This window comes from Streptomyces sp. NPDC005374 (genome assembly GCF_042872225.1).
Classification (GTDB): Bacteria; Actinomycetota; Actinomycetes; order Streptomycetales; family Streptomycetaceae; genus Streptomyces.
This window is the reverse complement of the sequence record NZ_JBIAKA010000012.1, coordinates 237,368-257,663: the sequence shown is the minus strand read 5'-3', so window position 1 is coordinate 257,663 and position 20,296 is coordinate 237,368. Positions and strand designations below refer to the sequence as shown.

Annotated in this window: 19 protein-coding genes; 8 read left to right on the top strand and 11 right to left on the bottom strand. The window is 70.8% G+C overall.

Features of this window, described 5'->3' with window-relative positions:
* Positions 1-48 precede the first annotated feature (48 nt).
* Entirely contained in the window at positions 49-1,779 is a 1,731-nt protein-coding gene (locus tag ACFYRX_RS29890; protein ID WP_389106131.1) for a SpoIIE family protein phosphatase, read from the bottom strand.
* Between the two features lie 375 nt (positions 1,780-2,154).
* Here ACFYRX_RS29890 and ACFYRX_RS29885 point away from each other — a divergent pair, with 375 nt between their 5' ends.
* A complete protein-coding gene (locus tag ACFYRX_RS29885; protein ID WP_389106128.1) occupies positions 2,155-2,829 on the top strand; it encodes a hypothetical protein in 675 nt (224 codons plus the stop codon).
* A 57-nt stretch (positions 2,830-2,886) separates the two neighbouring features.
* Here ACFYRX_RS29885 and ACFYRX_RS29880 read toward each other — a convergent pair whose 3' ends face one another.
* From ACFYRX_RS29880 to ACFYRX_RS29855, 6 genes are all read right to left on the bottom strand, one after another.
* Complete coding sequence (locus ACFYRX_RS29880) at positions 2,887-3,321, bottom strand: hypothetical protein (RefSeq protein WP_389106125.1); 435 nt, start codon at positions 3,319-3,321, stop codon at positions 2,887-2,889.
* Between the two features lie 102 nt (positions 3,322-3,423).
* On the bottom strand, positions 3,424-4,200 hold the full coding sequence (locus ACFYRX_RS29875) for a chitosanase (protein WP_389106286.1): 777 nt from the start codon (positions 4,198-4,200) through the stop codon (positions 3,424-3,426).
* Positions 4,201-4,631: 431 nt separating this feature from the next.
* Positions 4,632-5,078, bottom strand: coding sequence for a response regulator (locus tag ACFYRX_RS29870; protein WP_389106122.1), 447 nt, complete (start codon positions 5,076-5,078; stop codon positions 4,632-4,634).
* A complete protein-coding gene (locus ACFYRX_RS29865; RefSeq protein ID WP_389106119.1) occupies positions 5,075-6,688 on the bottom strand; it encodes a CHASE3 domain-containing protein in 1,614 nt (537 codons plus the stop codon). Before ACFYRX_RS29865 ends, ACFYRX_RS29870 begins: the two co-directional genes overlap by 4 nt.
* A gap of 39 nt (positions 6,689-6,727) precedes the next feature.
* Positions 6,728-7,948 carry a PP2C family protein-serine/threonine phosphatase gene (locus ACFYRX_RS29860; RefSeq protein ID WP_389106117.1) on the bottom strand — a complete coding sequence of 407 codons (1,221 nt, stop codon included), beginning with the start codon at positions 7,946-7,948 and terminating at the stop codon, positions 6,728-6,730.
* A gap of 165 nt (positions 7,949-8,113) precedes the next feature.
* Positions 8,114-8,314 (bottom strand): hypothetical protein, encoded by a 201-nt coding sequence (locus tag ACFYRX_RS29855; protein ID WP_389106114.1) that lies wholly within the window; start codon positions 8,312-8,314, stop codon positions 8,114-8,116.
* Between the two features lie 198 nt (positions 8,315-8,512).
* Here ACFYRX_RS29855 and ACFYRX_RS29850 point away from each other — a divergent pair, with 198 nt between their 5' ends.
* Positions 8,513-8,830 (top strand): hypothetical protein, encoded by a 318-nt coding sequence (locus ACFYRX_RS29850; RefSeq protein WP_389106113.1) that lies wholly within the window; start codon positions 8,513-8,515, stop codon positions 8,828-8,830.
* Between the two features lie 200 nt (positions 8,831-9,030).
* The gene (locus ACFYRX_RS29845; RefSeq protein WP_389106110.1) at positions 9,031-9,939 is read left to right on the top strand and encodes a glycoside hydrolase family 16 protein; all 909 of its coding nucleotides are present in this window, start codon (positions 9,031-9,033) and stop codon (positions 9,937-9,939) included.
* Between the two features lie 48 nt (positions 9,940-9,987).
* Here ACFYRX_RS29845 and ACFYRX_RS29840 read toward each other — a convergent pair whose 3' ends face one another.
* Both ACFYRX_RS29840 and ACFYRX_RS29835 read right to left on the bottom strand, forming a co-directional pair.
* Positions 9,988-10,857 (bottom strand): LLM class flavin-dependent oxidoreductase, encoded by an 870-nt coding sequence (locus ACFYRX_RS29840; protein ID WP_389106108.1) that lies wholly within the window; start codon positions 10,855-10,857, stop codon positions 9,988-9,990.
* Positions 10,858-10,926: 69 nt separating this feature from the next.
* Complete coding sequence (locus ACFYRX_RS29835) at positions 10,927-11,946, bottom strand: aldo/keto reductase (protein ID WP_389106105.1); 1,020 nt, start codon at positions 11,944-11,946, stop codon at positions 10,927-10,929.
* A 173-nt stretch (positions 11,947-12,119) separates the two neighbouring features.
* On the opposite strand from ACFYRX_RS29835, the gene ACFYRX_RS29830 reads away from it, so the two are divergent.
* The gene (locus ACFYRX_RS29830) at positions 12,120-12,707 is read left to right on the top strand and encodes a TetR/AcrR family transcriptional regulator (RefSeq protein ID WP_389106102.1); all 588 of its coding nucleotides are present in this window, start codon (positions 12,120-12,122) and stop codon (positions 12,705-12,707) included.
* Positions 12,708-12,900: 193 nt separating this feature from the next.
* Here ACFYRX_RS29830 and ACFYRX_RS29825 read toward each other — a convergent pair whose 3' ends face one another.
* Positions 12,901-15,384, bottom strand: a complete 2,484-nt coding sequence (locus ACFYRX_RS29825) for an ATP-binding protein (RefSeq protein WP_389106099.1) — start codon at positions 15,382-15,384, stop codon at positions 12,901-12,903.
* A 187-nt stretch (positions 15,385-15,571) separates the two neighbouring features.
* Between ACFYRX_RS29825 and ACFYRX_RS29820 the strand changes: the two genes are divergently transcribed.
* From ACFYRX_RS29820 to ACFYRX_RS29805, 4 genes are all read left to right on the top strand, one after another.
* Positions 15,572-16,027, top strand: a complete 456-nt coding sequence (locus ACFYRX_RS29820) for a carboxymuconolactone decarboxylase family protein (protein ID WP_389106097.1) — start codon at positions 15,572-15,574, stop codon at positions 16,025-16,027.
* A gap of 115 nt (positions 16,028-16,142) precedes the next feature.
* On the top strand, positions 16,143-16,622 hold the full coding sequence (locus ACFYRX_RS29815) for an iron chaperone (RefSeq protein ID WP_389106094.1): 480 nt from the start codon (positions 16,143-16,145) through the stop codon (positions 16,620-16,622).
* A 36-nt stretch (positions 16,623-16,658) separates the two neighbouring features.
* On the top strand, positions 16,659-17,555 hold the full coding sequence (locus tag ACFYRX_RS29810) for a PfkB family carbohydrate kinase (RefSeq protein ID WP_389106091.1): 897 nt from the start codon (positions 16,659-16,661) through the stop codon (positions 17,553-17,555).
* A gap of 158 nt (positions 17,556-17,713) precedes the next feature.
* On the top strand, positions 17,714-20,050 hold the full coding sequence (locus tag ACFYRX_RS29805) for a Tat pathway signal sequence domain protein (protein ID WP_389106089.1): 2,337 nt from the start codon (positions 17,714-17,716) through the stop codon (positions 20,048-20,050).
* 9 nt (positions 20,051-20,059) lie between these two features.
* Here ACFYRX_RS29805 and ACFYRX_RS29800 read toward each other — a convergent pair whose 3' ends face one another.
* Complete coding sequence (locus tag ACFYRX_RS29800) at positions 20,060-20,233, bottom strand: hypothetical protein (protein WP_359034643.1); 174 nt, start codon at positions 20,231-20,233, stop codon at positions 20,060-20,062.
* Positions 20,234-20,296 lie beyond the last annotated feature (63 nt).

The following is a 20,296-nucleotide window of genomic DNA, read 5'->3' as shown; positions in this document are numbered from 1 at the left end:
GGGTCTCCACGCGGGGGCGCGGCCCCGGTCTCGGACCGGTTGTCCTGGTCAGCTCGTACTCGGTGTGCGTACGGCGAGGAGGGCCACGTCGTCGTCGTTGGTGACGTGCCGGACCCGGCGCAGCAGCTGGTCGGTGAGGGAGGCCAGGGGGCGGTGCGCGAGGGCGGCGGCGTGTCTGTGCAGACGCTGCAGGCCTTCGTCGAGGGTGTGGCCCGGTGCCTCGATCAGCCCGTCGGTGTACAGCAGCAGGGTGGACCCGGGCGGCAGCAGGGCGGTCGCGTCGGTGCGGGGGGTGCGGACTCCGGTGCCCAGGAGGATGCCGTGGCCGTCGGTGAGGTAGCGGGCCAGACCGTCGTGGCTGATCAGCAGCGGTGGCGGGTGGCCGGCGTTCGTCCAGGTCAGTTCCCAGTGCTCGTCGTCCCGCTCTTCCACGCGGGCGAAGATCATCGTGGCCATGGTGACGTCGGTGATGTGCATGACGGCCTCGTCGAGCCGCTCGACGATCCGGCTCGGCGGTTCCTGGTGCGCCCAGGCGTAGGCGCGGAGCATGTTGCGCAGCTGGGCCATACCGGCCGCCGCCTCCAGGTCGTGGCCGACGACGTCTCCGACAGCCAGTGCGGTGGCGCCGTCGGACAGGGAGAAGGCGTCGTACCAGTCGCCGCCGACCTGTGAGGCGTCGGGAGCGGGCAGGTAGCGGGCCGTCATCTGCAGTCCGGGTACGCGCGGCATCTGGGGCAGCAGATGGTTCTGCATGGTTTCGGCGACCTTGCGCTGACGCTGGTAGAGGCGCGCGTTGTCCAGGGCCAGGCCGGCGCGGCGGGCGATGTCCTCGATGAGAGGCAGATCTTCGGGGGTGAAGTCCACCTGGTCCTTGGCACGGCCCAGGGTCAGCGCGCCCAGGACCTCGCGTGTGCTGCGGATGGGAGCGATGGCGGCGGAGCGGATGCCGGTCGCCTCGAACAGCCGGCGCTGTTCGACCGCGATGCCGGAATCCGGTTCGGGCCGGTAGGTCCGCGGGCCGGCCAGGGCGGAGGCGACCCCGCGCAGGGCCCTGGACAGGGGCATCGGCGAGTCCTGCGGGACCGGTGGCATCGGCCCCTGAAGGTCCTCGTGGTGCACCGTGGTACCGCCCTCGGCGTGGACGACGGCGGTACGCCACACCTCGTCGCGCTCGGTGATGAGGTCGATGACGGCCCAGTCCGCCAGGCGGGGGACCACAAGGGCCACCAGCCGGCGCAGCGCTTCGTCGACATCGAGCGTGGCGGTCAGTCGCGTGGTGGTCTCGGCCAGCAGCGCGAGCCGTTCGAGTTCCGTGAGGGTTCCGGCCGCCGGCACCGGCTCCGGCTCCGTCTTCCGGTCCGTCTGCGGCGGCGGCTGGGCGTGGACGAGCACGAGGGTGCCGGCTTCCTGGCCGCCGACGTCGTACGGGGTGATCAGCCACGAGACCGGCAGCAGAGTGCCGTCCCCGCACTCGAAGTACTCCCCCTCGCCCTGGGCGGTGCGTCCGGCGTGGAATGCCTGCCGCATGCCGCACCGGCTCCGCGCCAGGGGGTGGCCGTGGCTGTCCCGGTGCAGCAGGTCGTGGGCGTCGTGGCCGAGGAAGCTTTCGGCGGGCCGGACCAGCAGCTGTTCGGCGTGGGCGTTGACGGCGATGACGCGGCCCTCTTCGTCCACGACGTAGGCCGCGGTCCCGACGGCTTCCAGCCCCCTGGTCAGCCCCGCGGTGGGGGCCCCAGGGGATCCCGTCCCGACGGTCTCCGTGTCCTCCGGCCCTGCCATGTCTTCCTCTCCTCGCTGGTCAGCCGCGGTCCCTGTCGGCATGCGGCACGTCCGTTCAGCAGTACTGCCCCCTTTTCGGGTGCCCCGACACCGAGGAATCCAGCCTCGCCCTTGCTCACGTCCACGAAACCGGGTGATCACCGCCGAGATCCTTGACGTGGCCGGTGGCACACCTCCCTCGTGCACGCATCGGCGGGTCCGGTCGAAGCCATCCGGTGGAGAAGGGAACCAGGACGGCTGCCGACACGCCCCCCGACGCTTCCGTGCGCCGGGGGGCGTGTGGCCGAATCCGCCCTACTTTCACGGCACTTGGTCACCTGTTGGGTATCCGTGAAGTGACGGGTGGAGGCGGACGGCACCGGGAGGACCAAGGCTGTGGCACCCCTATCGCGGACGTCCGGCCTCCTCCCTTCGCGCCGATCACGCAAGCGGCGCCTCGTACGCCGGCTGCGGGCGGAGGGGCTCTACGGGCCCAGGTTCCGTGATGTGCTGCCCGCCTTCGCGGGTGTGGTGGCGGCCGTGTGTTCGACGGCCGCCGCGCTCACCGCGGGGTATCGCGCCGCCGGGGTGGTCGTCCCGGTCGGGGGGGTCGTTCTTCTGGCCCTGGTCGTCGTGGCCGGGATCCGTCGCGCTCGTCCCGGCGCGCGCCGCCGCCTCGGCTACTACACCGCGGGCGAACTGCTCGAACTGGACACTCAGGGCCTCGCTCTGGCGGTGGCGCGGATGCTGCGCCGGGACGGGTGGCGGGTGCGGCTGGTGCCCGCCCCGGACCGGCCGCGGCTGTGCGCCCGGAACGCGGCAGGCCATCGGATCGACGTGGCCTTCCGGCCGGTGGCGGAACCCCTCCCCGACGAGGACCTGCCGCATCCCCACCCGCACCGCGGCGACCAGGAGGCGCATCTGCGCCTGGTCGTGCATCGTGGCGTCTTCACCGCCCGCGACATCCGGTGGGCCCGGAGGGAGCGCACGATCCGCCTGCTCGACGGTTCCGCTCTCCGGCGCTGGGCGACGGGTGTACGTCTCAACGACCTGCTGTCGCAGGGTCGGTGACGGACCGTCAATTCGCCGACCGCGCCACAGAACGTCTCCGGGGCCGCTGTTCCTCCGTCAGATCCGGCCGCCGGTCCAGCGGGTGATCGGGCCGTGTGTGTGACGTCCCGCACGGTGACCCACCGCGTACGACGTCGCGCTCAGCACCGTCAGGCCCGCACCCACGCCCGCGGCGATGAGCTTGCGCTGTGCGATCACGGTCCAGGCCGTCTTGGCGACGGCCGCGGCCTGTCCCGAGGCGGCGATGACGGTCTGACGGCCGGCCTCGACGCTCTTGGCCGCGGTGTGCGCGGCCTCACTCGCAGTCCTCGCGGTGCGCTCCGTCACCTTCTTGCCCGCTGACGCGGCGTCATCCGTCTTCGTGGCGACCGCGTCCGCCGCCTTGGCGGCCGGGGCGGTGGCCTTGGCCGTGTTGCGCCGGGCCTTGGACGCCGCGGCCCGGGCGGGTGCGGAATCTTGGTTCGTCTGCTCGTTCGATTCACTCATGGACATCGCGTAACCGCTCGCTTCGACGGCAAACGCTCCGCCGAGAGCGTTTTCGCCGCATCGGGGCGGCACGGCGAGGGACGGCGCTCTCGCCGTGCCGGTCCCTGGTCAGCCGATGTGGTAGCTGTCCCCGTAGACCTTCCAGTTCAGCGGCGGGTTCAGGTCGAGGTTGCCCTGGCGCAGGAAGACCCGCTGGGCGGTGTCGACCCGGCTGGTGTCACTGTGCGCCTCCTCCTGCTTCATCGCCCACACCCGGGCGTCGAGGAAGGCGTTCAGGTACGTCGTCTCGTCACCGCCCTGGGCCGGGGGCTGGGCCTGGCGCAGGGCGCGCCGGCGGATGCTGCCGAAGCTGGTCGCGTCGCCGCCGTTGCCGTGCATGACGATGGCGTCGTAGTAGGCGAACTGGCCGAGCGCGCGCACACCGTCCGTCTTGCCCTGCTTGACGGCGGGGTTGAAGTAGACACGGTCGCGTTCGTCGTTCTGCGCCTGCTGGAACGCCGCGTCCCGCGCGGCTTTGCGCCAGTCCTCGGTGAAGTGCGGGTCGAGACCGTCGTGCGAGTCGGTGCCGTCGACCCTGCGCAGTGCCGGAAGGTACTTGGCAAGGACGTTGCCGGGCTTGCGGTCGGTGTACAGGTCGACGAGGTCGAGCATGTCTCCGGTGCCGGAGCAGAAGCCGATGATGCCGGCGGTGTAGCCGCGGCCGTCACCGATGTCCTCGATGTACTGGTACTGCGCCTTCCAGTCGAGCGTGGAGTTCTCCGCGCTCGACACCAGCTTCATGGCTATCTCCTTCTTCGCGGGGTCGTCGAGGCCCGGTGCGGCCGCGGACGCCGCTGCGGCGCGGGCGGGGCTGAACACGCCGACGCAGGTCACAGCTCCCATCATGGCCAGGAGAGTGCGGCGGGAGGTGTGGGCGGCCGGGGGCACTGTGTCAGGTTCCACGGAGACTCCAAGTCGGGGTGGGGGGTGGAGAGTTGGTCCAGACCTGATTGTTAGGAATGTTTCCTACCAGTGCGCGAGGCGATCAGTAACCCACCGCGCGGGAAGTTCGTAGTTTCGAACAAATGAGTCTCAGTGAGACTGGAGTTCGCCTGCGCGTCGCGACCCGCTCACCGAATGGCGAGTGCATGACAAGGCGGACGTACGGCGGACCGCCCGGCCCACCGGCTCAGGAGGGCGTTCAGTCTGGCTGGAGGCAGGCCGGAACAGCCGGAGTCACGGAGGCTTTCGTCTCCGGCTACCGGTCCTGGCGGGCGGCCCGTGACGCTCTCGTCAGAGCCCGGCTCTCTCCCCGCCCACCGGGTCGGGCAGCGACCTCAGGGGTGCCGTGGCAGACGGACGACCTGGACGAAGAAGTCGTCGATCTGGCGGACCGCGGCGATGAACTGGTCCAGGTCCACCGGCTTGGTGACATACGCGTTGGCGTGCAGCCGGTAGCTGCGCAGGATGTCCTCCTCGGCCGCGGAGGTGGTGAGGACGACGACGGGGATGTGGGACAGCTCCGGGTCGGACTTGATCTTCTCCAGGACCTGACGGCCGTCGTACTTGGGGAGGTTGAGGTCGAGCAGGATGAGGTCGGGCTCGGGCGCCTCGGTGTGGTCGCCACGTCGGTAGAGGAAGTCCAGTGCCTCCTCTCCGTCCCGCACCACATGGAGGGTGTTGCCGATCTTGTTGTCCTCGAACGCCTCTCGGGTCATCAGCTCGTCGCCGGGGTCGTCCTCGACGAGGAGCACGTCGATGGGGCTGGCGCCTGGGGTCGTCATGTCAGAACCTTCTCATCGGTGTCGAGGCCGGACGCCTCCGGGGTCTCGGCGATGGACGGAAGGGCGAAGCAGAGGCGCGTGCCGTCCGTGTGAGCGGTGTCGATCCAGATCCTGCCACCGTGTTGTTCCACGATCTTCTTGCACAGTGCCAGCCCGATGCCGGTCCCGCCGTAGGCATCCCGGCTGTGCAGCCGCTGGAAGATGATGAAGACCTTCTCCGTGAACTGCTCGGGAATGCCGATGCCGTTGTCCGTGACGGTCATGAGCAGACTGTCGGGCTCGTCGGGATCCGGGTCGCAGGTGATGGTCACGCGCGAAGTGCGGTCGGGGTGACGGAACTTGAGGGCGTTGCCGACCAGGTTCTGCCAGAGCATGGTGAGCAGGGTGGGGTCCCCGACGACCTCGGGCAGCCGCTCGGGTCGGTCGATCCGGGCGCCGGACTCCTCGACGGCCGTCCCGAGGTTGGCCAGTGCCTTGTCCAGCGCCTGGCCGAGACCGACGGCCACCCGGGCGTCGTTGACACGTCCGACCCGGGAGAAGGTCAGCAGGTCGTTGATGAGGACCTGCATGCGCCGGGCCCCGTCGACGGCGAAGTCGACGTACTGTCGGCCGCGGTCGTCGAGGATGTCGCCGTAGCGCTTCTCCAGCAACTGGCAGAACGAGGCGACCTTGCGCAGCGGCTCCTGCAGATCATGGGAGGCGACGTAGGCGAACTGCTCCAGTTCGGCATTGGACCGGCGCAGCTCCACGGCCTGTTCGTCCAGGTCTGCGGCCTGCCGGGTCAGCTCCTCTTCCTGCTCCTGCGAGGCGCGCAGTTCGGCCACGACCCGCTTGCGCATGCCTTCGACGTCACGGGACACGGCGATCAGGTCGGCCGGACCGCCTCCGGAGATGACGTGCGCGAAGTCCCCGCCGGCCACCCGCCTCGACGCCGTACGGAGTGCCTCGAGGGGACGGGTCACCAGGATCCGGACCAGCACCGCGCTGGCGAGTCCGGCGAGCAGGAAGACCGCCACCATGCCGCCCAGGACGGAGTTGCGCACCGTTCGTTCATGGGCGAGGTGGGAGCGACCGTCCTGCACCGCCTGCGCCAGATGCGTGCTCTGCCTGCTCCACAGGGTGCGCAGCCGGTCGAACTCCTTCTTGCCCTGATCGGCCTTGCGCTGGTCCAACGGCTTGGGCGTGCCCGGGGTGACCGAGACCGCGAGAGGTTCGGCGTAGGTGCGGCGCCAATCGGCAGCCTGGTTTTCGATCGCCCTGAGGTCTGCCAGCAGTTCGGGCCGGTCACCGATGAACGCGCGCAGCCGGTCGGCCGAGTTCGCCTCGTCCCGTTTGCCCTGGGTGTACGGGGTGAGGAACTGCCGGTCGGCGGTGATCGCGTAACCGCGGATGCCCGTCTCCTGGTTGACCAGCGCCGCCTGGAGGCGGTAGGCCTCGGTCTGGGCGGGCTGGACGCGCAGCAGGAGCTGATCGCTCACCTGTGCCGTCCGGCCCAGCAGGCTCGCGCCGACCACACTGCCGATCACCACCAGCAGCGTCATGGCCGCCAGCAGCAGATAGAACCAGCCCTGCACCGTCAGCCCGCGTCCGATCCGCGCTGCGCCCGTCACTTGCCTCACCCTGTGCTCCGACACCACGTTCCCGCTCGCTCAGTTCCAGTTCAGATGGACGACGGCCACATCGTCCGCCAGGCCGCCCCGCGCCTCGGCCAGGCTCTCGGCCTTCTCGATCAGCCGGTCCACGAAAGCCTCCGGTTCCAGACCGGCACCTTCCCGGGCGAGGGCCAGCAGGCCTTCCTCTCCGAGGCGTTGCGGGCCCCGGCTCACGTGCCCCTCGAACAGACCGTCCGTGAAGAGCACCACCGATGTGCCCGCGGGAACGGGCAGTTCCGCGATCGGCCACCTCGCGCCGCCGGGGACCATGCCGAGGGCCGGCCCGCCGGGTACCTCCACCCACTCCACGTCCGTTCCGGTGCGGTGGAACAGACCGTGGTGGCCTGCTCTCACGATGTGGGCCTGCTGTTCTCCCGGGACGGCGGCCAGACTCACGAGGGTGGCGAAGACCTCGTCACCGGCTCGTTCGGCCATCAGTAGTTCCTCCAGCCGGGCCATCTGTTCCGCGCCGGTGATCCCGCTGAGGACGAGGGTGCGCCAGGCGATCCGCAGGGCGACGCCGAGGGCCGCTTCGTCCGGGCCGTGCCCGGAGACGTCGCCTATGAGCGCGTGCAGGGTGCCGTCGGCGCTCTGCACGATGTCGTAGAAGTCGCCGCCCAGCAGCGTCTGCGCCCGGCCCGGCCGGTAGCGGGCCACGACCTGCACGCCCTCGGCGCGCAGCAGGGGGCGGGGCAGGAGTCCGCGTTCCAGACGGGCGTTCTCCTGTGCCTGCAGCGCGCCGGCCTGGAGGGCCACCGCCGCCTGTTCGGTCTGTTTGCGCTGGATCGCGTAACGCACCGCGCGCCCGAACAGTTCGGGCTCGACCCGGCCCTTGACCAGGTAGTCCTGTGCGCCGGTCGCGACGGCCGCGAGACCGGTCTCTTCCTCGGCCAGTCCGGTGAGGACCACGATCGCGACACGTTCGGCCAGTGCCTGGACCAGGGACACCGCCTCGAGCCCATGGGCGTCCGGCAGGTGCAGGTCGAGCAGGACACAGTCGGGTGTCTCGGTGGCGAGCACCTCGGCGGCCTCGGTCATCGACCGCACCCAGCGCAGCCGCATCTTCACCGAGCCGTCGGCGACCAACTCCTCGACGAGCACCGCGTCGCCGGGATCGTCCTCCACGAGGAGAACGGACGGCTCCCAGTGCTCCCAGGCCGACTCGACGCCGGCGCCGGCCTCCGGCACCAACTCGACAGCCCCAGTACCCGAGATCACTGCGGTCCCGACCTCCCCACCCCATACGTGTCGTCTGCCTTCGGAGTCGGCCAGGGGCCGTGTCCGGAGCTTGGGCAGATCGACGATCCGATCCTCATCAGTCGCGCACCACGGCGGACACGCTGTCCATCCCTGGGCGTCGGCCCCTTGCCGGGCCGGCGGTTCTCACCGCGTGATCAGTTCCTCGACGAGGGGCGGGGAGACGGGCGGGCGTCCGTCGGCGCCACGGGCCGGGCCGCGGGTCGGTGACTCGGCGATGCTTTCCTCCAGTACGGCAGGCTCGTCCAGGAGCAGCCGCGTCAGCTGCCTGGCGTCCCGAGCGGGGTACCCCGATCTCGGAGGTGTCGTACCTGTGTCAGTCGTCACCGACGTCGTCATCGTCCGCCCATCCCAGGATTCCGGTTGTCCTGGCCGCGTTTACCCGCGACCGGCGTCTCCATGCCGGGACGACTCCTGGGAAACGTCATGCGCACCATGTTTTCTCCACATCTGGAACCTTCCTCCCCGGCTCCGATTCCGATCGGCTTCCGGGGGAACCGGACAAGATCTGAGAAAGGAGCCCGTGTGACCACCTACGTCATCACCGTCCCCGGCACATTCCTGCGAGAGGTCCCCGACAGCGTCCGTTCGGACATCGGGCGCAGGCTTCGGCCGCAGGATCCCAGGAACACGGATCTCGGGGAGAGCGAGGAGCTGAGTCTGCTGACCGTGGAGGAGGGCGGCATGTTCGCCGCCCGGGTCGAGGTCGAGGCCGCCGACCGCACGGAGGCCGAGGCGGAAGCGGTACGGCTGGTCTACCGGGCGCTGCGGGACAGCGGCCTGGCCGAGGAGGAGGCGCCGTTGGGCGCGGCGGTCGTGACCGGCATCGACAGCGAGTTCTGAGACGGGACGGCGCGGTCCGACGCCGGCTGCGGAGCGGGCCGTCCGGTTCACGGCCTGTACGGGGGATGGCGCCGTGGAGTTCCACGGGTGAGGATGTTCCTTCGCGAAGCGCAGTCCGCCCGGCGCGGTTCATGGCCTTTCCGATGTCCCGCGCGGCAAGGGCGGACGCCGTCGGCCGCCGGTCCTGAAGGAGCCCCGGGATGGGTTCACACGCAGCGCCGCACCACCCCAGGCGATTCCTGGTGACGGTCTCGGGTCTTCTGCTCGTGGCGGGTGGCCTGCTGGGCCTCCCCCGGGCCGACGCGGCACCCCCGTCGGCCGATGCCTGCCGCAGCACCGCGGCCCACCTGCCCCGCGGTGACTGCGGACCGTTCTGGCAGGTCCTCGCCGAGGACTTCAACGGTGACCGGGTGCCGCTGGGCTCCTTCAGCGACTGCGCGCACGACGTCGACACGTCCGCCGCCCACTGCGGGGGCCTCAAGGGCAAGTACCGCGACAACTGGTGGGCGTATCCGACCGGTTGGCCCGACACCGCCGAGAGCCGGGGGCGGGACGTGGTGGGCGTCTACCACCCGGAGGACACCGTGAGCGTCGGACCCGCGGCGAACGGTGACGGGAGGATGTCCATACGGATGTGGCGGCCCGCCGACGGGGGTCCCGTACATTCCGCGGCGCTGGTCCCGCGCGCGGTGATGGAGATGAAGTACGGCAAGTACAGCGCACGCATCAAGGTCACGAAGCTTGCTCCGGGGTACAAGTCGGCCTGGCTGCACTACGGCGGTGGCTGCGAAATGGACCATCCCGAAGGGGAGTGGACCGGCACCCTCAGCGCCTTCCACCATCCGTGCGGTGGCGGCGAGCAGGGCTACTTCCCGGGGAGCGACGACTGGACGCGGTGGCACACCGTCTCCACGGAGTGGACCCCGGGCAACGTCCGGTTCTTCGTCGACGGCCGCCAGACCGGTCACGACACCCGTGACGTGCCGGACGAGCCCCTTTCGTGGGTGCTCCAGAACGAGAGCGCGCTGGAGGGTCCCGGGGCGGCGCCCGGCAGCAGTGCACAGCTCGACGTCACATGGGTCGCGGCCTACGCCTACGACTGGAAGTGACGTACGACCCGCCTGAGGCGAGCGCGGATGTCGTCGGGCGGATGTCGGTCAGGTCGAGGGACCGACGAGTTCGTCGGCGACCCAGTGGGCGACGGCTGCGGGGTAGGGCGCCGGGAGGCCGAGGACGACATGGCCGAAGCCGGCGTCGGTCGCTTCGGTGATGGCCTCACGGGTGGTGTCGGGGCTGTCGTAGGAGACCGCTATGTGGATCGAGCGGGTGATCTCGGCGGGGTCGCGGCCGATCTCCTCGCAGTAGCGGTCCAGCAGGGCACTGCGGCGGACGGCGTCGTGGATGTCACCGCCGGGGATGTTCCACAGGTCGGCGTGTCGGGCGGCTGTGCGCAGTGTCGCGGACGAGCGGCCCCCGATGAGGATCGGGGGGTGCGGGCGCTGGACCGGTTTGGGGTTGCCGAAGGCTCCGGTGAGGGGGTGGTGGATGCCCTCAGCGTCGAAGGGTTTCTCCTCGGTCCACAGGCGGCGTATCACCGTGCAGGCCTCGTCGAGGCTTTCCACCGCGTGCGCGGTGTCGTGGAAGGGCAGGCCGTGGGCTTCGTACTCGCGCCTGGCCAGGGGGTGGTCGGGGCGTGAGCCAACGCCTATGCCGAAGTCGAGTCGGCCGCCGGAGACGATGTCGACGGTCGTGGCGATCTTGGCCAGAAGTGCGGGTGGCCGGAACCGGTTGCTGGTCACCATGACGCCGAGCCGCAGGCGCCGGGTCTGGGCGGCGAGCGCCGCGAGGAGGGTCCAGCCCTCGTAGGCCGGACCGTCGGGGTCGCCGCCGATCGGCATGAGGTGGTCGAAGAGCCAGGCGTGTTCGATGGCGGGGATGGTGTCCGCCTCGCGCCAGACTCGCAGGATGTCGTCGTAGCCGACGTTCATGGGGGCGGTCATGATCCCGAAGCTGGGTGGGTTCGGCATGCGCTGTGGGTTCCGTTCCGAAAGAGGTCTTCCCTGCGGTTCCACCGCCGGGGCGTTCGCCTGCGACGGTCAGCGTCGGCGCAGTGACGGGTCGAGGAGCGCGGGCGGGGTGTCGAACTTCTCGTGGGCCGCCAGGTCCGTGCCGGGCGCGACGACCTCGTCGATCGCGTCCAGTACGTCGGCGGTCAGGACGGTGTCCGCCGCGGCGAGTTGGGCGTGCAGGTGATCCGTCGTGCGAGGGCCGATGAGGGCGCTGGTCACGCCGGGGTGTGCGGTCACGAAGCCGAGCGCGAGCTGGATGAGGGTGAGGCCGGCCTCTTCGGCGATCCCGGTCAGCCGCTCCACCGCCTCCAGCCTGGCCCGGTTGGCGGGCAGGGCGGTGTCGAAGCGTTCGGGCATCAACGCCGAGCGGTGGGTGGTGATGTCCCGGCCCTCGCGGATCGCGCCGGACAGCCAGCCCGAGGCCAGCGGGCTCCACACCAGTACGCCGAGGCCGTACTCCTGGGTGACGGGCAGCACGTGCGCCTCGATGCCGCGCTGGAGGAGGGAGTAGCTGGGCTGTTCGGTGACGTAGCGGCTCAGGTGGTGCTCACGCGCGGCCCACTGGGCCTGGACGATGCGGTGGGCGGGGAAGGTGGAGGAGCCGAAGTAGCGGATCTTTCCCGCGCGTTGGAGGTCGGTCAGGGCCGAGAGGGTCTCCTCGTCGCCGGTGTTCGGGTCCCAGCGGTGGATCTGGTACAGGTCGACGTGGTCGACGCCGAGGCGGCGCAGGCTTGCTTCCAGTTCGGTGACCAGCCAGCGGCGCGAACTGCCCTGGTGGTTGCGTTCGTTGCCGATGGGCATTCCCGCCTTCGTCGCCAGGACGATGTCGTCACGGCGGCCGGCGATGGCTTTGCCGACCATCTCCTCCGACTCGCCGTCGCCGTACATGTCGGCGGTGTCGATGACATTGACGCCGGCCTCCAGGGCGACGTCGACGATGGCGGTGGCCTCGGCCTGGGTGGTGCGGCCGATCCTGCCGAAGTTCATCGCGCCGAGCGCGAGGGAGCTGACCTGTACACCGGTGCGGCCCAGGGTGCGGTACTGCATGGGGCGTTCCTCCATAGCTGGTGAAGCCGTACGGCAAGCGCGAAAGGGCATGGCTCGGCACGGCTTGGTCGCCGGGGTCCGCTCTGCCATCATGGACAAACGGAACCTCGTTCCGGAAACAATACGGAACACTGTTCCGTTTTTGCAAGGTCGGCGACGGAGGAAGCGGCACGGTGAACGACAGCGACGACGGCACAGGCCGCGCGACCCCACGGCGCAAGGACGCCCGGCGCAACAAGGAGACCCTGCTCGACGCGGCCGCCGCGGTGTTCGTCACCAAGGGCGTGGAAGCGCCGGTACGCGACATCGCCGCCGAGGCCGGGGTCGGACTGGGCACGATCTACCGCCACTTCCCGACCCGGGCGGACCTGATCATCGCCGTGTTCCGGCACCAGGTCGACGCCTGCGCCGAGGCGGGACCCGCCCTGCTGGAGAACAGCGCGACCGCGCACGCGGCGCTGGAGCAGTGGATCAGCCTCTTCGTGGACTTCCTGGTCACCAAGCACGGGCTCGCCGGTGCGCTCCAGTCGGACAACTCCGGCTTCGACACCCTGCACACGTACTTCCTCGACCGCCTCGTCCCCGTGTGCGCGCGACTCCTCGACGCCGCGGTCGGCGCGGGCGAGATCCACACCGATATCGAGGCGATCGAATTGATGCGCGGAGTCGGCAACCTCTGCATCGGCGCGGACAGCGACCCCGACTACGACCCGCGCCGACTGGTCGGGATCCTCATCGCGGGGTTGCGCATGCCGCAGTGACGATCACCTCGGCCGGGTCGACTGCCGGGCGGGTCGACCGCGCCCGCCTTCCGGGGCCAGGGTGCGCGACGGGCCGGAGCACGCCGTACGCACCCACCGGGACAGCGCCGCGCGCACTGCAGCGAGGTGCTGCGCCCTGACCGCTGTGCCGCCCTGGACGGCTTGCCGCCCGGCGCCCTCGACGCACCCGCGCTCAGGCGCCCGGTACTGACTCCGGCAGCACCGCCCGCCCCGCCGCCCGGTGTTCGGCTGCCGCGGTGGGGTCCGCCCCGTCGAGGATCGCCGCGATGCCCTCGTGGGCCAGTGCCTCGGCGTGGCGGTGGCCGAGCTTCGGGGCCAGGTCCAAGGCCTGGTGGTGGAGGTCCATGGCCCGGTCGGGCAGGCCGGCCAGACGGCAGGTCTCGCCGTAGGCGTTCAGGAAGTGGATCTTCCAGTGGTCCTCGAACAGCTCGTCCAGCAGGGCGAAGGCCCGCTCATGGTTGGCCAGGGCCTCCTCGTAGCGGCCCATCCGGCGCAGGGCGACGCCCAGGCAGTTCAGGCACCACGCCTCGTTGTGCTTGTGTCCGTCCTCGCGGGACGACGCGAGCGCTCGGCGCAGGTGATCGGCGGCCTCGTCGGGGTCCTCGCAGGCGAGGGCCACGCCCAAGGTGATCAAGGCCGGGAGTGCGGGCGGCCACGCTCCGTCGGGGTGCGGGAACTCCAGTGCCGTGCGGGCCAGTTGTATCGCCTCCTCGCGGTGTCCCAGCTGGAGCAGTGCCCAGGCCTCGTACGCGGTCGCGTGGGCGGTGCCCATGGGGCAGCCGGCGTCCGCGTACAGCTTTCCCGCCAGCCGGAACAACGCCAACGGCTCCTCGACGTACCCCGCGTCCCAGCTCAAGTAGCCTCGACGCATGGCCAGTTCGGCCTCAGCGCGGACGTCCGTCGCCCGGGCCGTCAACAGTCCTGCGGCCTCGTAGGCCGCGCTCGCCTCCGCCATCCGGCCCGCGTTGTAGCGGGCGAAGCCCAGGTCGCTGTGTGCCTCGGCCAGTTGCAGGGGCTCGCCCAGGCGTTGTGCGGCGGCGAGGGACCGCTCGAAGAGTCCGTTGAGCATCGTGGTGCCGCAGCGCCGGGCGAAGTACGTCCGCATGAAACGGGGCAGTTCGCACATGTGACGGTCGGCCCCGGCGCTCTCCGCCGCCTCGAAGGCGGCCAGCAGGTTCAGGTACTCGGTGCCGAACCAGATGAGGGCCTCGATCTTGTCGGTGAAGTACGGCAGTTGGGCCGCCGGCCGGTCCACGGAGGCCTCGCGGTTCAGGGACGGGAAGGGCATCGCGGCATCCGCGGCGGCGGCCGCGTGCACGTAGTAGTCGAGCACCCGGATGACGGCCCGGTCCCGTTCGGCCGGGGAGTCCTGCTCCGTGGTGGCCCGGCGGGCGTGCTGGTGCACCAGGTCGTGGAGGCGGTAACGGCCTGCCGCCGGCTGCTGGACCAGGTGTGCGTCCAGCAGGTCCTCCAGCATCGCGCGGGCGTCGCGCAGCGGAACGTCGGCCAGCGCCGCCGCCACGTGCTCGTCGAACGACGAGCCCGGCAGCAGCCCCAGCAGGCGGAACAGTCGGGCCTTCGCGCGGTCCAACTGCCGTACGGACATGGCGAACGCGGTGTCGAACTCGCTCGGTCCCTCCGCCATCCGCTCGACGAGGATGCCCACGGTCCAGCCCGGCCGGTGCCGCAGCCGGGCCGCGGCCAGCCGCAGGGCCAGCGGCAGGTGGCCGCACAGACGCAGCACCTCGGCCGTGGACTCGGGGTCCCGGGCCAGGCGTCCCGCGGCGCCGTCGGTCTCGCCGCTGGCGCGGGCCAGCAGTTCGGCGCTCTCCTGCCCGGTCAGGACGTCCAGCGACACCGGCGGGACCTCGTCCAGGCCGAGCAGCCGGTTGCGGCTGGTGATCAGGGCGACGGAGGGACCGGCGCCGGGCAGCAGCGGGCGCACCTGGTCGGCGTCGGCGGCGTTGTCGAGGACCAGGACGGCCCGCCGGTGGGCGAGTTCGGACCGCCAGCAGGCGGAGAGCTCCTCGACGCCGCCTTCCTGCGGGACCTTCTCGGAGGGCACGTCGAGGGCGGCGAGCAGGGTCCGCAGGGCACGGTCGGGGTCGAGCGGCGGCCGGCCCTCGGTGAAGCCGTGCAGGTCCAGGTAGAGCTGGGCGTCCGGGTAGTCGGCGGCGAGCCGGTGCGCCGCGTGCACCGCGAGGCAGGTCTTGCCGACGCCCGCCATTCCGTCGACGGCGATCACGCGGCTGCCGGTGACGCCGTCGAGTACGGCCGCGAGCTGGGCCTCGCGGCCGGTGAAGTCGGGCACGTCACGCGGAAGGTCGTTGCGGGGCGGGCGCGGCGCTCCGGCGGGCGGCGACGGGGGCTGGACCTGGCGGCTGGTCCTCGGCGGAGCGGGAAGGGGGTTGGCGGCGCGTTCCCACAGAGGGCGCAGGGGACGGGGGTCGCGTTGGACGAGGCGGCACAGGGCGATGACCGCGGGCCAGGGCGCGACCGTACGGCCGCTGAGGTAGCGGGACAGCGACGACGAGCTGAGTCCGGCGTCCCGTGCGAGGGCCCGTACGCCCCGCTTGGACAGCTCCTGGAGCAGGCGGAGCCGGGCAGCCAGCTCCTCCTGCGGGTCGCCGCCCGCCGTGCTGTCGTACTCGGCCACTGTTCCCCGTCCCCCTGTCCCGCCCCGGCGGAATTCGTCCGGGCCGGATCGTGCCTGTTCAAGGCCGTTTCGGCTGTCCCACGGTGTCCCACGACCGTCGTCCTGACAAGCCTTCCGGGCTGAGATGGCATCACGCCCCGCCGGAACAGCCCGAACGGGGCACAGCCCGACAGAGGAGAGATGCCAGATGCAGTCCCGTATGCAGAACCCCGCCGTCGTCCTTTCCGACGCGATGCAGCCCATCCAGCAGCTCTTCAAGGCCGTGCACTCCGGTGGGGTGGACGCGCAGACGCTGGAGCTGGTGCATCTGCGGGTCAGCCAGATCAACGGGTGCAGCGCCTGTGTCGACGGCGGCGCAAAGACGGCCCGCAAGGCCGGTGTGAGCGACGAGCGGCTGGCCACGGCCGCCGCGTGGAGGGAGGCCCCCTACTTCACCGACGAGGAGCGGGCGGCGCTCGCGCTGGCCGAGGCCGCGACGCGACTGGCCGACCGCCCCGACGCGGTGAGCGACGAGGTCTGGGACACGGCCGCGACCTACTTCGACGAGAAGCAGCTGGCCGCGATCGTCCTGATGATCGGCCTGACCAACCTGTTCAACAGGCTCAACGCCACGACCCGTCAGATCGCCGGCGCGTGGGGATGAACGGCACCGGTCCCGGGCCGCGCACGCGAGTCCGCGTCCCGGGGCCAGCGGCTCTGCCGCACCCCGACACCTGGATGAAGATGTACCCACCGCTCGTCGACCAGGAGGAGCCGTCATGAAGGACACCCGGAGGACCGCCGCTCGTACGCCCGCGGCCGCCGAGAAGACCGAGACGTTCACCGACCAGGAGCGCGCGGCGATGACGGAGCGCGCCCGGGAGGTGAAGGCGTCGGCGCGCCGCACCTCGCGTGCCGACAAGGCGGCGGAGGACGAGGCCGCCGTGGTCGCGAAGATCGCCGAGATGCAGGACGGGGACCGGGTCATGGCGGAACGGATCCACACCGTCGTGAAGGCGAGCGCGCCGGGCCTGGCACCGAAGCTCTGGTACGGGATGCCCGCGTACGCCAGGGACGGCAAGGTCGTCTGTTTCTTCCAGAGCGCGCAGAAGTTCGGCGCGCGGTACGCGACCTTCGGTTTCAATGACAAGGCGGAGCTCGACGAGGGAACCATGTGGCCGACCGCGTTCGCGCTCACGCGGCTGACCGCCGCCGACGAGGTGCGGATCGGTGATCTGGTGAAGCGGGCGGCGGGCTGAGGCGCGGGGCTGCGGAGCAGGAGAAGGGGTCAGTGAGTGGAAGCGACGGACAGCCGACGTCCCGAAGGGTTGTTCGTCGGCCTGTGCACGCTGGACGTCATTCAGCTCGTGGACCAGGTGCCGGGGCCCAACCAGAAACTGACGGCGCGTGAGCAGGTGGTGGCCGCCGGCGGTCCGGCGGCGAACGCGGCCGTGACGTTCAGCCACCTGGGTGGCGCGGCCAGGCTGCTCACCGGGATCGGCTCCCACCCGCTGGGTGTCGTGGTCGCGGCGGACCTGGCCCGGCTGGGTGTGCGGGTGTCGGATCTCGCCGCCGACTCGGTGGAGCCTCCCGGCGTGTCGTCCGTTCTCGTGACCGCGTCGAGCGGGGACCGCGCCGTCGCCTCGACCAACGCCACCGGGTTCCGGCTGGCACCACCCGCCGACCTCGACGCACTGGTGGCCGCCTGCGACATCGTCGAGTTCGACGGCCACCACATGGACCTGGCCACGGCGACCGCCCGCGCCGCACGCTCCGCGGGCCGGCGGACCCTCCTCGACGGGGGCAGCTGGAAGGCCGGTACGGAGAAGCTGTTGCCGTCGATCGACGTGGCCGTCTGCTCGGACGACTTTCGGCCTCCTGGCACCGACACCCCGGCGGATGTCCTGCGGTTCCTGAGGGAACACGGGGTTCTCTGGGCGGCGGTGAGTCGCGGTGGGCGACCCATCGAGTGGGCGGGCCCCGAAGGCGGTGACACCGTGGACGTCCCTGCCGTCCGGGTCGCGGACACACTGGGCGCCGGTGACGTACTCCACGGAGCGCTCACCCATCATCTCGGCGTCCAGGGGCACTTGACCCCGCACGGGTTCACCCGGGCCCTGCGCGACGCCGCTGCGGTGGCGTCACGTGCGTGTGCCTCGTTCGGCACCCGGGCCTGGATGCAAGTACGCTGACGACCAAAGGACGATGACGGCCAAGGGACGCTGACGGCCAAAGGACGCTGACGAACATCGGATCTATCCCGTTCCATTGACGCGCAGCAACCTCAACCCTATGTTGCAACGCGGGATAGCTCCGATGATTCCACTCGCTGAGCCCGCTTGGAGGCACCGTGTCCTGCCCCGCCGCGCCCGATCCGTCCAGACGCACCGTCCTCGCCACCGGATCCGCCCTCGGCGGCTCGCTGCTGGCGTCGGGTCTGCACACCGCGCAGGCGACGGCGGCCGACCGCACCGAGCCCGCTTCGTCGGCCGGCGACCCCTGGCTCACCGTTCTCGACGACGCCGACCTCGTCTGGCAGCGGATGCCGACGACCTGGTACGAAGGGCCGTTCCTCGGCAACGGCTTCCTCGGTTCCGGGATCTACGCCGAGCCCGGCGCCGCCACGACGGCCGTGCGCTTCAACATCCAGCACTCCGAAGTGCAGGACCACCGGCCCGAGTTCGGCTCCCTCTTCGGCCTCGCCCGGCTGCCGATCGGGTACTTCACGCTGGAACCGGTGGGCGTGATCACCAGCCTCGACTGGCGACTGTCGCTGCATGACGCCGAGTTGACCGGCACGCTCACGACCGAGAAGGGCACCCTGGCCCTGCGCGCCCTCGTCCACAACGACCGCTCGGTCCTCGCCGTGGAGGTGACCGCGAGCGAGGGAGAACGCGACTTCCGCTGGGTGTTCCATCCGGCCGACGCGATCAGCCCGAGGGCCGCCTTCAAGCCCCTCCCGGACGGCTACCGGGGCAACCCGCCCGCCCGGATCGCCGACCACGACGGGATCACCGCGGCCGTGCAACCGCTCCTTGCGGGCGGAGAGCACGTCACCGCGTGGCGGGAGCGGACCAGGGGACGGACCCGGACGCTGTACGCGCACGTCGCGCACTCGCACCCGAAGTCCACAGTCCTCGGCCAGGCCCTCAAGGCGGTCCGCCGGACGGAACAACTCCCCTACTCCGCCCTGGCATTGGACCACCGCGCATGGTGGCACGCCTACTATCGCAAGAGCTTCCTGTCCCTCCCCGACGCCCGCATCCAGCGCTTCTACTGGATCCAGCTGTACAAGGCGGCCGCCGCGGCCCGCCGCGACGCACCCGTGATGGCGACGAGCGGTCCCTGGCTGGAGCCCACGCCCTGGCCCAACACCTGGTGGAACCTCAACGCCCAGCTGGAGTACTGGCTCATCCACGGCTCCAACCACCTCGAACTGGACGCCGTCACCCGGGCGTTGAGCGAGTTCCGGGACAACCTCGCCCAGGAGACACCGGCGCCGTACCGCACCGACTCGCTCGGCATCCCCCGTACCACCGATCCCCACCTGGTCAATGGCGCGGCGAGCGCCCTCATGGGCTACGGCGTCGGCATCCCCGGCCAGGACCCGCCCACCCCCGAAGTCGGCAACCTGACCTGGGCGCTGCACAACGTCTGGCTCAGCCACCGCCACACGATGGACAGGTCGATCCTCCGGGACGTGCTGTTCCCGCTCCTGCGCAAGGCGATCAACTACTACCTGCACTTCCTGGAACCCGGCCCGGACGGCAAGCTGCATCTGCCCGCCACCTTCTCCCCGGAGTACGGCGCCGACTCGCGCGACTGCAACTACGACCTGATGCTCCTGTCCTGGGGCTGCCGCACCCTTCTCGACTCCACCGAACTCCTCGGCATCAAGGACCCGTTGGCGCCCCGCTGGCGCGAGGTGCTGGCGAAACGGGCGCCGTACCCGACGGACGCGAACGGTTTCATGATCGGCGCGGACATCCCCTTCGCCAAGTCGCACCGCCACTACTCGCATCTGCTCGCGATCTACCCGCTGTACGAGGTGACCGGCCGCACGCCCGAGGAACGCGCCCTGATCGAGCGGTCGTTGGCGCACTGGGTGGGCTTCGAAGGCGCCCTGCAGGGTTACACCTTCACCGGCGCGGCCTCCATGTCGGCCCTGCTCGGCAAGGGCGAAGACGCGCTCAGGTATCTCGGTGAACTCATGACCCGCTTCATCAAGCCCAACACCATGTACCAGGAGTCGGGGCCGGTGATCGAGACGCCCCTGTCGGCGGCCCAGTCGCTGCACGACATGGTGTGTCAGTCGTGGGGCGGCGTCATCAGGGTGTTCCCCGCACTGCCCGCCGCCTGGCAGGACCTGACCGTGCACGACTTCCGCACGCAGGGCGCCTTCCTGCTCAGCGCGGTCCGCCGGGGCGGCGCCACCCGCTGGGTACGGCTGCTCAGTGAGGCGGGGGCGCCCTGTGTCGTACGGCACGGGATCGCGGGGCCGATCGACGTGCGGGACGGGCGGGGCCGTCCCCTGCGCCACGAGGACGCCGGTGACGGCACCGTCCACATCGCCCTGCGCAAGGGCGGGACGGCGCTCCTCACTGCCAGAGGAGACCGCCCCGACCTGACCGTTGTACCCGTCCGCCCCAACGAGGACGCGCCTCGCTGGGGGCTGCCCCGCAGCTGACGAGACCTCCTACCTGCGGCCGCGCACGTTCCAGCCGCTGCCGATGCCGGCCACATGGAGCGCGAGCACCATGAGGCCGAGCAGCATGATGTTCGTCGAGGAGAAGGTGTCGTTGGTCGAGATGTCCGCAGCGTTGATCAGGAAGGAGATGAAGAACAGGACCGCGGAGATGATGGCCAGCATGGGAGTACATCCCTTCAGATGACTGAGGTCATTACGCCCCGTGCACCTCGAATTCCCCCAACA